The organism is Shewanella eurypsychrophilus (assembly GCF_007004545.3).
GTDB lineage: Bacteria > Pseudomonadota > Gammaproteobacteria > Enterobacterales > Shewanellaceae > Shewanella > Shewanella eurypsychrophilus.
Map to the genome: position 1 here is coordinate 2,839,747 of NZ_CP045503.2, position 13,721 is coordinate 2,853,467.

Consider the following 13,721-nt stretch of genomic DNA (forward strand, 5'->3'; position numbering starts at 1 on the left):
AATTTGAGAAACACTATGACAGACAAGAGTAAGAGTCGTCGCTCGACAGTGCCTGGATGTGCCATTCACTGTCATGACTGTAGTATGGGGAGTCTATGTATTCCTTTCACACTCAATAGCAACGAACTCGATCAGCTAGATGACATCATTGAAAGAAAGAAGCCGATTCAGAAAGGTGAGCAAATCTTTAAGTCTGGTGATCCGCTAAAATCCCTTTTCGCAATTCGCTCAGGCACAGTTAAAAGCTTTACTATCACTGAACAAGGCGATGAACAGATCACGGGTTTTCACCTCGCTGGTGATGTCATCGGCTTTGATGGCATACACTCACAGCAACATCAAAGTTTTGCGCAAGCATTAGAAACTTCAATGGTGTGTGAGATCCCTTACGCCACATTAGATGACTTGAGTGGCACTATGCCCAAGTTAAGACAGCAAGTCATGCGCTTAATGAGCCATGAAATCCAAAGTGATCAAGAGATGATCCTCTTACTCAGTAAGAAGAATGCTGAAGAAAGACTTGCAGCATTTATCAGTAATTTAGCCAACCGTTTCGGCAGCCGTGGATTTTCTCCAAAAGAGTTCAGGTTAACGATGACTCGTGGTGATATCGGTAATTACTTAGGTTTAACCGTTGAAACGATTAGCCGCTTACTAGGTCGCTTCCAAAAAGCGGCACTGATTGAAGTTAAGGGTAAGTACATCACTATCATTAATTTCGAACGACTTTCTGAACTTGCTGGCAACAATGCAATAGCCAGATAATCAACATCGGGCAATCAAAGTTATTCGCTTAGATTGCCCTACCTTCAATATGACATTCCATTATTATTTTGGTTATAAGCACAAGAATCTTAGGCTTTTTTTGATTAAAATCATTGCATTTTTTACTCTTTAGCTCATTATTAGACAACAGTCTGAATAATGGAGTGACTATGAAGGAATTAAAGAAACTCTTAGTCGTTATTGATCCCACCAGTGACGTACAACCTGCCCTTGCACGAGCCATTGAGTTAGCCTCTCCGACGAATGCCAGCATTACTGTTTTTTTGTCTATATTTGATTTCTCATATGAAATGACATCGATATTGTCAGGTCATGAACGGGAAGCCATGAGACAAGGTGTTATCGCGCAACGTCAAGCTTGGTTAGCCGAGCTACTAGAAGGCTATGCTAATGATAGCATCAGCATAGAAAGTGATGTTATCTGGCACAACCGGCCGTTCGAAAGTATCATTCAACATGCGATTGCGGGTAACTTTGATATTATCGTTAAAGGCACACATCTGCATGATAAGTTAAAATCCGTCATTTTTACTCCTACTGATTGGCATCTGATGCGTAAAGCCCCTGTTCCCGTGTTATTAGTCAAAGATCATGACTGGCCGGTAGCGGGTAAAATCTTATGTGCTATTAATGTTGGTTCAGAAGATGATGATCACCAAACATTAAACGGTAAAATCATTGAACATGCCAAAGTACTTGCCGAGCAATTTGATGCTCAGGTCCACCTCGTTAATGGCTATCCAGGAACACCTGTTAACCTAGCCATCGAGCTACCCGATTTCGATGCGCATACTTACGGAGAAACTATCCGTATGCAGCATGAACAAAGGGTATGTTATTTAGCCAATGGTTACGGGATATCGAGCGATTTTTGTCACGTAAAAGAAGGCCTGCCTGAAGATGTTATCCCAGAGATCGCACGTCAACTTGATGCAGAGCTGGTGATTTTAGGTACTGTTGGTCGAACTGGCTTTTCGGCAGCCTTAATTGGTAATACTGCAGAGCATGTTATAGATAGTATCAATTGTGATTTATTGGCCATTAAACCCGATGGGTACCGTTCACCTTTAGAAGAGGATAACAGTTAGGCGAGTTGCTTTAACTTTTTGATATATTCTCAATGCAAGATTTTTGCTATATAATACGCGCCCAGAATTCAAGTGTAATTAGGCGCGTTTTTTATGTCCGACATACTCTCAAAAACACAGCTCACCCGTATGAGTAAGCTACAAAGAAAATTACGTAGTGAAGTGGGTAAGGCGATTGCTGATTACCAGATGATAGAAGAAGGTGATCGTGTCATGTGTTGTCTGTCAGGTGGCAAAGACAGCTATGCCATGTTGGATATCTTGCTCAATCTTCAGCAGAGGGCCCCGATTAAGTTTGAGATAGTGGCAGTGAACTTAGATCAGAAGCAGCCAGGTTTTCCTGAAGAGATACTGCCAAACTACTTGGATTCTCTCAATGTCCCTTACCATATTTTGGAGAAGGACACCTATTCTATCGTCAGATCAAAGATCCCTGAGGGACAAAAGACCTGTTCTTTATGTTCACGTTTACGCCGAGGCACTCTTTACGGCTTCGCTCAAAAAATTGGCGCGACAAAAATCGCGTTAGGCCATCACAGAGATGACATCATAGAAACCATGTTTCTTAATATGTTCTATGCCGGTAAGCAAAAAGCCATGCCGCCAAAGCTATTGTCTGATGATGGGGCGAATATGGTGATCAGGCCATTAGCTTATTCACGAGAAAAAGAAATAGCGGAATATGCCGAGTTAAAGTCATTCCCTATTATTCCTTGTAACCTTTGTGGTTCTCAAGAAAATCTCAAACGTGCATCGGTAAAGTCCATGCTCGAGCAATGGGATATTGAGCACCCAGGTCGAATCGAATCAATCTTCACCGCGATGCAAAATACTTCGCCTTCCCAGGGTGTTGACCGGGAACAATTCGACTTTCTATCACTCAAAAGAGATGCCGATGCCCCATTAAAAGGTGAAGTCGCCGAATCTGACTTACCCGCTTTCGATTTTCTAGATGTAGCCAATAATGGTCATATCGATCTGGATGCGGCAAGCCGAGTGTCTAAAGAACAAAAGATTGATGTCGTGAATACCTATACGCCGTAACGATTATTTACTTTCCGAATAATAAAAATCCCGCTATTAAGCGGGATTTTTATTGATTAAAGCCTAAGGTAGATGAATTATCAGCCGTTTGTCCATGGACTAACGACCAATGGTTTAGTGTTAAACTCAATACTCGAGAGGCTATTGATTTGCTCACTAGACAGCCTGAGCTTATCTGTGACTATTTGCTCTTTACCATCAATCACTACAGATATTTTACTGTCTGTAGCAAACTCAAAGTTGACGCCGGCGATATCATTACTGAAATAGCGCATAGGAAACCCCTGCATATCACTGAGCATTCTGTTCATTTCAGCTTGGATTTCTAATACCTGTTTTTGACTGTACTCTTGCTGTGTATTTTTAGCTCTAACCTGCATGGCAATACTGCATTTATCACTAGGGCCATCGATATCTAACTTAATCAAAGCTCTATCAGATTTTAGCTTAGCATCGTAAGGTAAAAATATTCTTTGTTGCTCTGTGATAGTTAATGGAAACGACTCTTTTTCAGTGGTCAACACTCCGCTCTTTACTCGGCAAAGTGCTTTATTGGGAACCGAAAATGCAATCTCTATTAAAGGATAATTTCCTTTGTTAACTTGTTTTAGTCTTTGATAAAACCCTTGATACTCGAGCGAAATTGGTGCTGCTTGTACACTCGTTACTGCAACCATTAAACAACTAAACAGAAGGACTTTCTTCATGATTCTCCACCAAATACTGCTTGTTTTGACGTAACATCTCCAGGAGCTCATCGATATAAGCTTCCTGTCGTTCGGAATAATTAACTAAGCCATACACTAGCTGTTCTGCTACTGGCTGTTTATCTTGAGCGCGTAAATCTGCACGGATAGAACGTAATAATGAATAAGCCGCATTGGAATTTAAATTTCTCATATAAGAAGCTACTGAATCTTCAACAGAATTAAACTTTGCAACTTCATGGGACTTACCCGCTGAACGTGCTTGAGGCACTAAACCACAACCCGTTTTAAAACACCACTGACCAAAAAAGTTAAGCCCCTCTTTAGCAAATCTTGAACTGCCCCAACCTGTTTCATTAGCCGCCTGTATAAGCACCATCGACTCAGGGACGATGTCAGTTCTAATGAGTAACTCCTTGAGGGTTTGATCGTTAATACTCCTTGAGGAGTATTGATATTTATTGGCAATTTCTTCAACTCGATATTGTTCAGCATCTGTGAGGACTAATCCATCATTTAGGTGCTGTTTACTTCTTTGTAAAAACAGACGTTCATCGAGGATAATCGCATTTTGATGTCTAACAGCTGGGCGTAAATAATCGAAGAATGCCTGTTTTTTTACTGTGATATTGGTCATTGATTCAAAATCAGGGATCAGACTCATCGGCTGTTCATTTTCAATTAACTTTCCGAGCGTACTCTGCTGAATATTATCTGTTGTTATAAAGAGTAATCTAACAATGAGCAAAGTTAGTATCACCAGACTCAGTGCAACAGTTATTCTTGCGACTCTACCTGTTCTCATTTATCTCTCTAGTTGTAGAAAACCGATGGCAATTATATGCCATATATCATAATTGACAAAACCCAACACAACACAAAGGTTGTGAGGTATAATTTTATGCTTCAGAAGTGCTTTTTCATTGGGTATTCAGGAAGGAACAACCCGAATGCATAATAACAAATTAAATCAGTTTAACAATATCGTCGCTGTTGGTGGCGGTCATGGATTAGGTCGTGTGTTGTCTGCACTGTCTTTCCTTGGGCCTAAGCTTACCGGTATCGTTGCGACAACTGATAATGGTGGCTCCACCGGACGGTTACGACAACAGCAAGATTGTATTGCTTGGGGCGACCTAAGAAACTGCTTATCGCAGCTGTCGAATCATCCATCAATTGGCTCGTTACTGTTCGAGTATCGATTTACTGGCGAAAACGAACTTAGTGGCCATAATCTTGGCAATTTAATATTGTTAGCATTAGACCAGCTTTGTGTTCGTCCTTTAGAAGCGGTCAACCTCATCAGGCAATTGCTAAAAATTGAAACAAAGGTCATCCCTATGTCCGAGGAACCAACGCATTTAGTCGCCACTGAGGCGAGTGGCAATCGCGTATTTGGTGAAACCAGTGTAGATGGAATGGATTGCCACCCTATCGCTTTATCGTTAGAGCCAATGGTTACGGCCACGTGTGAAGCATGTGATGCGGTTAGAAACGCTGATCTTGTTCTCTTAGGCCCTGGAAGCTTTCTCACTAGCATTATGCCACCATTATTATTGCCTAAGTTTGCCAAAGCCTTAAATGAGTCACGAGCGAAAGTGATTCTAATCGATAACTTAACCCGAGAGCCTTCACCATCTGCAGATTTTTCATTGCAGCAGAGAATAGACTGGTGCCATCAGATATTAGGGCTCAATGTTGTCGACCAAGTCTTATGCCATTCAGATAAAAGCTATCAAGACGGGATCATTTCCTACCGCCCTCTCGTCAGTAAACATCACATAGGACTGCATGACCGTGACGCCTTAGCGGATGCATTGGCGAGCATGGTTGAATTAAATGTAGACGTTAAGGCGAGTGCGACAGGATAAAATGTTCAGCAATTAAAAAGGACAGCAGATGCTGTCCTTCTTTAAATAACATGAACTCGTTAATCCATTACGCAAGTACTGCTGCAATGGCTTTACAGATCACAGGCATATTTTCTTTCGTCATGCCAGCAACACTGATACGACCTGATCCAACAATATATACCGCATGCTCATCTTTAAGCTGAGCAACTTGCTCTTTGGTTAAACCTGAGAAACTGAACATGCCGTTCTGGCTCGAGATAAAACTAAAGTCTTGGCTGACACCCTCACTTTTTAGGGTTTCAACAAAAAGTGTGCGCATTTTAGCAATGCGTTCGCGCATTTCTGTAAGCTCAGTTTCCCAAAGCAATTTCAGCTCTGCATCGGCCAAGATAGTGCTGACGATTAAAGCGCCATGAGCTGGAGGGTTCGAGTAGTTTCCTCGAATGGTACTTTTCACCTGACTAAAGGCTTTAACGGCATTAGACTCAGTATCTGCAACTACCGTGACGGCACCAATTCTTTCATTATATAAACCGAAGTTTTTAGAAAAAGAGTTCGCTATGATGAGCTCGGGCACCTGACTTGCTACAATACGTAAACCTTGTGCATCTTCATCAACACCGGTTCCGAATCCTTGGTAGGCAAAGTCGAACAAAGGAACTAAACCATTATCTAGACATAACTTAGCCATCACATGCCACTCAGCTTCAGTGAGATCGATACCCGTTGGGTTATGACAGCAACCATGTAATAGTACTAAGTCGCCCGTTTTAGCCATTTTTAAGTCGGCGACCATAGCATCGAAATCTTTGCCGTGTGTCTCAGCCTTATAATAACGGTACTGCTCTATGGAAAGACCCGCAGATTTGAAAATGTTCTGATGATTCGCCCAAGTCGGATTACTCACCCAGATAGTTTTAGACTCTGTATTTCGCATTAAGAATTCAGCGGCAACTCTTAAAGAGCCGGTTCCACCGGGAGCTTGAGCAGTTAATGCACGTTTATTCTTGATGATTTCGTGATCTGCACCAAACAATAAGCCTTGAACGGCACTGTTATAGGCTTCAACGCCTTCCATGCCTAAGTAACTTTTGCTCTTTTCTGTGGCGAGTAATATTTCTTCGGCTTGTTTTACCGATTTTAAAATTGGGGTCAACCCAGCTTCGTTCTTATAAATCCCAACACCAAGGTTCACTTTATCTGTTCTTTTATCAGCTTTAAAAGCATCAGTAAGGCCTAGAATGGGATCGGCAGCAGCAAGTTCAACCTGGGTAAATATCATGTCGTCTTTCCTAAAAGATAATGTAGGGTGTTATAGGCATTCTTTATACCACTGTGAGAGAACATCTGATAGCGCATTTCTATACGAGTAGAAAAAATAGTTATAAATTGGGATAACCAACAGTTATTCACTATAAATATGAAGAAAATGAATATTTTGGGTTAGTTTTCTGAGAATTCTCATTTATACGCTGTAGGATTTATCAAAGAGGTTTTAGTCCTATTGGCTGAACCAGCTCTGTAAAGAGTTGTCAGTGATTTTAAGTCCAGTTTAGGATATTTAGATACAAAAAAGCCCCGACTAATGTCAGGGCTTGAATGATGGTACCCGAGGCCGGAATTGAACCGGTACGTGCCCTGTTAAGAGTAGCGGGGGATTTTAGATCCTATTGGCAGGAGCTAAGCACTGTTCAACAAAGGCTAGATACAAAAAAGCCCTGACATTAGTCAGGGCTTGAATGATGGTACCCGAGGCCGGAATTGAACCGGCACGTGCCCTGTTAAGAGTTGCGGGGGATTTTAAATCCTATTGGCAGGAGCTAAGCACTGTTCAACAAAGGCTAGATACAAAAAAGCCCCGACTAATGTCAGGGCTTAAATGATGGTACCCGAGGCCGGAATTGAACCGGCACGCCTATTAAGCGAGGGATTTTAAATCCCTTGTGTCTACCGATTCCACCACTCGGGCAAACTCGTTGATTTTGATGATACGTATTATCGGTAGTTAATACTGTGTCTCTTGATAGCAATCTTTCAAGAATTAAACACTCACCAAATTCTAAATTGTGGAGGCGCGACCCGGAGTCGAACCGAGATCGACGGATTTGCAATCCGCAGCATAGCCATTCTGCCATCGCGCCACATTTATTTCGATTGTATGATTGGAGCGGCCTTCTCTTATGAAGAGAGGTTCGAACCAGCAAACCTTAATTTAAGGTCGTATATCATATATATGATTGGAGCGACATATCGGGTTCGAACCGATGACCTATACCTTGGCAAGGTATCGCTCTACCAACTGAGCTAATGTCGCTTACATAATCATATCAATCTTATCTGCATCAAGTTCTTGCTTAAGAAGCTTCCCCTTGACTACGGAATGGCATTCTACCGATTTACTGCTGATAGTCAATCAACAAAATAGCTAAAAATACGCTTTTTAAACTGACTGATGCTAAAACGATCATAGTGGTTAAAATTAAACAAATATCTGTTTAATCAATACTCAACTTGCCGTGTTAGGTCATAAAGTAGGCTTGTTTATTCCTGCATTTTCTACAAGCAAGGTACTTATCGAAGAGATTTGCCCTTTAACTAACACGTCCGTCATTTTTATTAGATAAATGACAGAGTTCTATAAGCATGAGTAACTAAATCACTACCAATCACTACTAGCACTAGAAAGGCCGCACGAGACGTTCCCCGCTAAAATAAAACGGAATAATATTGAAGGCTAACCATCATCGGCTATTTAACAATGACATTGCCCACTTCCCTACTCTATTAACTTCTACTTAGACAGCTTTAACATTCAGCTTTTCACTCAACTTCTATACACATACTAGGAGGTGAAATTGGTGAGTTCATTAAAATGTCTCCTGCAAACCAGTAAGTATAATCAAACCGCATAACTGAGTTGTTTAGCTGCAACTCATCAACAAGAGAACTTTCACGTGAAACTAAATGTAAAGCAAATAGTGCCAGTTGCTATCGCAGCAAGCTTATTCAGTACTATGGTCATAGCTAAAAGTGAGATCCTGCAAACCAATACTGGAACTATCTCAGAGATAGGAGACTGGATGCAGATTATTATCCCTACTGGGGCTATGGTAGGAAGTCTGGCTATCGGCGATACTGAAGGGGCATGGCAGTTAACTAAAGGATTAGGCACCTCTGCAACAATTACTCATGGTTTAAAGTTTGTCTATAGAAAGATGAGGCCTGATGGCACAAAGCCGAACTCTTTCCCATCAGGCCATACTTCTGCCGCGTTCGCTGGTGCGGCTTATCTTCATCATCGATACGGTGATGCTTGGGCAGTTCCTGCGTATGGCGCAGCTGTATTTGTTGGCTTTAGCCGCGTACACGCAAACAGACATTTTATTGATGATGTCATGGCCGGTGGTGCTATATCAGTACTCACTAGTCTCTATTTCACAGAGCCATACCATCAGTCAGATTTAATGCTTGTCCCCTCTATTACAGAAGACGGTTTCGCGGTAAACGCCAGTTATGTATTTGGACGAGAGAAAAAGCAAAGGGCCGGGTACAGTAACGTTAGAGATAGCACTGATCTCCGCAACAGTTATTCTCTGTTTATCGGTGGTTCAAGTACTAAAAGAAATAGTATTAACGATGGCATGAATATTCCATTCGATCTCTATCATTTTGGACGAGATAACGAGCCAAACACGTATGCAGCTTCTCACCTCACGTTTGGGATCTCAGACAATCAATATATAAACCTCTCGTTCACTCCTTATGAATCTAGGACTCAGAAAGAACATATGGAAGATGTGAAGTTTAAAAGTGAAACATACCTTGCAGGCAATGAGATTGTAACGGCCTATAGCCTCTGGAATGCCACTGCTGATTATATGTTTGAGTTATTACCGGACAGTAACTGGAAGCTGGATGTCGGTGTCGGTTTATCCATGAGCTTGTTGTCTTTCAGAATGGACTATGTCGCGGGTGAACACTTAGCTGAGGCCGGTAATTTCTTCGTCGCGCCATCAGTGGCCACTGAAGTTGGATACCAATTAACAGATAAGCTGTCTGCTAACCTAGGGATGCGGATCACAGCCTCTTCAATGCTGAACTCTCAAGACGTATGGTCAAGCATTGATTATAAGTTTAATCATCGCTGGGCTGCTTCTATTGTTGTTGGCAGCTTTGAACAGCAAGTAGAGTCAAAACATATAAGTAATGATCTATCTCTTGATTATAGTGGTTTCAATGTTAAATATTCGTTCTGAAATCCTAGAGCGCTAATTTGATCTTGGGTGTGAACTTAGCAATACAAAAAAGCCCCGTAGATACGAGGCTTTTAAATATTGTTATTGAATTAAATATTAGCCAATAGGCAAAGATTGGTAGTTTAGTTCAAGCATCTTTTGCATTACACCGACGACTTGGCAGCTGTAGCCAAACTCGTTGTCATACCATACATATAAAATGGCACGGTTGCCTTCAGCAATGGTGGCGTGAGAATCGACTACACCAGCGTAGCGCGAGCCAACAAGATCTGAAGACACAATCTCAGTAGACTCAGTGAAGTCGATTTGGTTTTGCAGTTCAGAATGCAGTGACATATCACGCAGGTACTGATTTACATCATCTTTGCTATTAGTCTCATTATCTAGATTCAATGTAATGATTGCCATTGAGACATTAGGTGTAGGTACTCGAATAGCATTACCTGTCAGCTTACCAGCAAGTTCAGGTAAAGCCTTAGCGACTGCCTTTGCTGCACCCGTTTCGGTGATCACCATATTTAATGGTGCGCTTCGTCCACGACGATCGGCGCTATGATAGTTATCGATTAAGTTTTGGTCGTTGGTATATGAATGAATCGTTTCAACATGGCCATTAGTAATGCCATATTTATCATTCATTGCTTTTAAAATTGGTGTAATAGCGTTGGTTGTACAACTAGCCGCCGATACGATTTTATCTTCACTGAGAATATCAGCTTCATTGACACCATAAACGATGTTCTTAATCTGACCTTTTGCAGGCGCTGTCAGTAGAACTTTAGCCACGCCTTTAGATTTAAGGTGTAAGCCGAGCCCATCTTCATCTTTCCAAATACCAGTATTGTCTACAACTAGTGCATTACTGATGTCATATTTAGTGTAATCAACTTCATCTGGAGAGTTCGCATAGATAACTTGAATATAAGTACCATTAGCGATAATGGCATTATTCTCTTCATCGACTTCAACAGAGCCATTAAAGGGTCCATGAACGGAATCACGTCTTAACAAGCTGGCACGTTTCTCTAAATCACCTTTACGGCCACCACGAAGTACGATGGCACGAAGACGAAGTTTATTACTAACGCCTGTTCTTTCTATTAAAAGACGCGCAAGTAAACGGCCAATTCGACCGAAACCATAAAGCACCACATCTCTTGCTTCCTGGGTATCTTCATGATCAATGGCAGCAGCCAGTTCACGACTCATGTAGGCTTCGATGCCACTTGCATCATCGTTTTCACGCCAATATTTAATCGCTAACTTGCCGATATCAACTTTACATTGCTTAACGGCTAATTTGCTTAATGCTTCTACAAAAGGAAAACTTTCACGTAATCTTAGCTTGTAGCCGACAAAGCGACGGACGAGACGATGTGATTTGATGATCTCGATAGTTGATGCGTTAAGTAACGGCTTACCGTATAAAACGACTTCTACACCTTGATTACGATATAATTTACCAAGCAAAGGTTGCATAGCCTCTGCCATTTCGAAACGTTCTTGCCAGCTTTGTAGGTGTTTATCAGCGCTCATTTACGAATCCTTTATCTCACTATTCTGTTTTTTTTGCAGAAATGATTGAGTAACAAAAAGAAAAGACCAATACTTAGTTTTATATTAAGGGGGGGAAGCCCTCTAGGTCGGCGCTATTGTAATGAAAAGTAGCCTTACAGGCTAGAAAGATATTTTTTGTAACGCTGTAATTTTATTAGCAAAAAACTGGCTCGGAGCCTATTTTGAACAAAAATTTTGTAATAATTACATCATTTATTAGCTTTATTGCATTTTCAAGCCTGCTAGGTTGCGATAATCAACGGGATACAGGATCAATATGTAAAAAAAATCCTGAACTTTGTAGTGATCTTCATGCCGATAGTTGGTGCCGATATGAGAAAGCAGACCTAATTCGTAAACGTTTTAAGCTAAAATTCACCGAATCTCCCACAGGTAAGGAGATCTATCAACATCTTCTTAATTTAGAAAAATACAATCAATGTATAGAGCTCGCTGCCGGCGTCCAACATATATTGCACCCTGAAAGAACCAATGATCGACTTCGCGCTTTCGGCCTTAGTGCGCAAAGCTTATCGCAAATGCAAGATACAACGAAAGAGAGTAAAGACCTTTATCTGGCATTTTATCATTGGACACGCTTTAGTGATCTCGATGCTGAGAAAATTGTCCTTACTGCACAAAGCGCAGATCAAATCGATGATATTGTAATTTTGTCCCACATAGCCTCTTACTATCAAAAGTTTGATGCAATAAGAGCGATATCTATCTACCTAGAAGTGCTCGACATGAGTAATGAAGATAATTTTAACCCTGATTGGTTGTTAGGTTTAGCTAACAGCTACCAAAGGCTAAATGATTTTGAGCTTACTTATCTGCTGTCTCGTGCCAATGTGTTAATGACTGATCAAAAAGTATCTGAAGACAAAATGCTTGCCTTAATTGCTGGTGATGCAGAACTCAGCAGGTATCTGGATAAGCAAGCTGATGAATTAGTCGATGTGATTGAAGCTGGTGACTTTAAACAAAGTGCGATTAAAGCCATATTCGAAAGAGAAGCCCCTAGTAAGTAGGGAACCAATCAGTGATAGAAAAATGTATGCCATAACGAAGAATATTTACAGAGAAAATACCACTTTCTGTAAAAAACATGACCAATGTAATAAAAAAGACGATTATGTTAAGCATTAATGGCTTTATAAAGTGATATTACTTGACGGTAGCTGTCAGTTTGGTAATTTTACAACCAGAAGATAATTTTACATTCACCAGAGGGATATCAGATGACTATCCGCGTAGCAATTAACGGTTATGGCCGTATCGGCCGAAATGTTTTACGTGCACTTTATGAAAGTGAAAAAGACTACCCAATTCAGATCGTTGCTATCAACGATTTAGGTGATGCGTCTATTAACGCTCATTTAACCAAGTATGATTCAGTTCATGGCCGTTTCAACGCGAAAGTTGAACACGATGATGAAGCTATCTATGTTAATCAAGATAAGATCCTGACCTTTTCTCAACGAGATCCATCAAAACTGCCATGGGCTGATTTGAATGTTGATGTCGTTTTCGAATGTACTGGTATGTTCACATCTAAAGAAGCTGTTCAGCCTCACTTAGATGCAGGTGCTAAGAAAGTCCTTATCTCTGCACCAGGCAAGAACGTTGATGCAACTGTTGTTTACGGTGTTAACAACGATGTAATAACTGCAGACATGACGGTTATTTCTAATGCTTCTTGTACTACTAACTGTTTAGCGCCTATCGCTAAGCCGTTAAACGATGAGATCGGTATTGAATCAGGTCTGATGACAACGATTCATGCTTACACGAATGACCAACGTTTGTCAGACGTATATCACACAGATTTACGTCGCGCTCGTGCTGCAGCAATGTCTATGATCCCAACTCAAACTGGCGCCGCTGCGGCAGTTGGTCTTGTGGTACCTGAACTTGCTGGTAAATTTGATGGTCTAGCGGTACGTGTACCTACGGTAAACGTTTCACTTGTCGATCTATCATTTATCTCCTCTCGTGATACTACCGTCGAAGAAGTTAACGCGATAATCGAAAAAGCTGCTGCATCTGCGCCAATGAGCGAAGTGTTAGCTGTTAATAAAGAGCCATTGGTTTCTATCGATTTTAACCACAACCCGTTCTCATCTAACTTTGATGCAACTCAGACCCGTGTTAAAGGTCGCTTAGTTAAAGTGATGTCTTGGTATGATAACGAGTGGGGTTTCAGTAACCGCATGCTTGATAATGCTGTTGCTTTGATGACTGCAAAATAATCTTATTCACTAAGATTCACAAGAGCCAACCTTAAGGTTGGCTTTTTTATGCCTGTTAAATAAAAATCTATCAAACTTCTATACACAAAGTGAGTCAGTCGTTCAATGGTATTATGTTAGTTAATGCCGGCGACAATGATTAGGCGATAAATAATCATAGGTTCTGATTTACTTTCGT

At 41.1% G+C, this 13,721-nt stretch carries 11 protein-coding genes and 3 tRNA genes; 7 read left to right on the plus strand and 7 right to left on the minus strand.

Annotated elements, in window-relative coordinates:
* The first annotated feature begins 15 nt into the window (after window positions 1–15).
* The 3 genes from etrA (at window position 16) to ttcA (ending at window position 2,918) form a co-directional block, all read left to right on the plus strand.
* Window positions 16–765: an electron transport transcriptional regulator EtrA gene (gene etrA, locus FM038_RS12015; protein ID WP_142874925.1), complete on the plus strand. Its 750-nt coding sequence runs from the start codon at window positions 16–18 to the stop codon at window positions 763–765.
* A gap of 170 nt (window positions 766–935) precedes the next feature.
* A complete protein-coding gene (gene uspE, locus FM038_RS12020; RefSeq protein ID WP_142874926.1) occupies window positions 936–1,874 on the plus strand; it encodes a universal stress protein UspE in 939 nt (312 codons plus the stop codon).
* A 93-nt stretch (window positions 1,875–1,967) separates the two neighbouring features.
* Entirely contained in the window at window positions 1,968–2,918 is a 951-nt protein-coding gene (ttcA, locus tag FM038_RS12025) for a tRNA 2-thiocytidine(32) synthetase TtcA (RefSeq protein WP_142874927.1), read from the plus strand.
* A gap of 80 nt (window positions 2,919–2,998) precedes the next feature.
* Here ttcA and FM038_RS12030 read toward each other — a convergent pair whose 3' ends face one another.
* Together FM038_RS12030 and FM038_RS12035 are read right to left on the minus strand one after the other, a co-directional pair.
* Complete coding sequence (locus FM038_RS12030) at window positions 2,999–3,625, minus strand: DUF2987 domain-containing protein (protein WP_142874928.1); 627 nt, start codon at window positions 3,623–3,625, stop codon at window positions 2,999–3,001.
* Complete coding sequence (locus tag FM038_RS12035) at window positions 3,603–4,430, minus strand: glucosaminidase domain-containing protein (protein WP_142874929.1); 828 nt, start codon at window positions 4,428–4,430, stop codon at window positions 3,603–3,605. The genes FM038_RS12030 and FM038_RS12035 overlap by 23 nt, the downstream gene beginning before the upstream one ends.
* Window positions 4,431–4,575: 145 nt before the next feature.
* Here FM038_RS12035 and yvcK point away from each other — a divergent pair, with 145 nt between their 5' ends.
* Window positions 4,576–5,496 (plus strand): uridine diphosphate-N-acetylglucosamine-binding protein YvcK, encoded by a 921-nt coding sequence (gene yvcK, locus FM038_RS12040; protein WP_142874930.1) that lies wholly within the window; start codon window positions 4,576–4,578, stop codon window positions 5,494–5,496.
* Between the two features lie 67 nt (window positions 5,497–5,563).
* On the opposite strand, the gene FM038_RS12045 is transcribed toward yvcK, so the two are convergent.
* The 4 genes from FM038_RS12045 to FM038_RS12060 all read right to left on the minus strand — a co-directional run bounded on the left by FM038_RS12045 (window position 5,564) and on the right by FM038_RS12060 (window position 7,792).
* The gene (locus tag FM038_RS12045) at window positions 5,564–6,760 is read right to left on the minus strand and encodes an amino acid aminotransferase (RefSeq protein ID WP_142874931.1); all 1,197 of its coding nucleotides are present in this window, start codon (window positions 6,758–6,760) and stop codon (window positions 5,564–5,566) included.
* Window positions 6,761–7,361: 601 nt separating this feature from the next.
* Window positions 7,362–7,447 (minus strand) — tRNA-Leu (locus FM038_RS12050).
* Between the two features lie 98 nt (window positions 7,448–7,545).
* Window positions 7,546–7,619 (minus strand) — tRNA-Cys (locus FM038_RS12055).
* A gap of 97 nt (window positions 7,620–7,716) precedes the next feature.
* A tRNA-Gly gene (locus FM038_RS12060) sits at window positions 7,717–7,792 on the minus strand.
* 640 nt (window positions 7,793–8,432) lie between these two features.
* On the opposite strand from FM038_RS12060, the gene FM038_RS12065 reads away from it, so the two are divergent.
* On the plus strand, window positions 8,433–9,734 hold the full coding sequence (locus FM038_RS12065) for a phosphatase PAP2 family protein (protein ID WP_142874932.1): 1,302 nt from the start codon (window positions 8,433–8,435) through the stop codon (window positions 9,732–9,734).
* Between the two features lie 96 nt (window positions 9,735–9,830).
* On the opposite strand, the gene FM038_RS12070 is transcribed toward FM038_RS12065, so the two are convergent.
* Window positions 9,831–11,270 carry a glyceraldehyde-3-phosphate dehydrogenase gene (locus tag FM038_RS12070; protein ID WP_142874933.1) on the minus strand — a complete coding sequence of 480 codons (1,440 nt, stop codon included), beginning with the start codon at window positions 11,268–11,270 and terminating at the stop codon, window positions 9,831–9,833.
* Between the two features lie 203 nt (window positions 11,271–11,473).
* On the opposite strand from FM038_RS12070, the gene FM038_RS12075 reads away from it, so the two are divergent.
* Window positions 11,474–12,322: a DUF2989 domain-containing protein gene (locus tag FM038_RS12075; protein WP_142874934.1), complete on the plus strand. Its 849-nt coding sequence runs from the start codon at window positions 11,474–11,476 to the stop codon at window positions 12,320–12,322.
* Window positions 12,323–12,532: 210 nt separating this feature from the next.
* Window positions 12,533–13,543 (plus strand): type I glyceraldehyde-3-phosphate dehydrogenase, encoded by a 1,011-nt coding sequence (gap, locus tag FM038_RS12080; protein WP_142874935.1) that lies wholly within the window; start codon window positions 12,533–12,535, stop codon window positions 13,541–13,543.
* The last annotated feature ends 178 nt before the right edge of the window (window positions 13,544–13,721 follow it).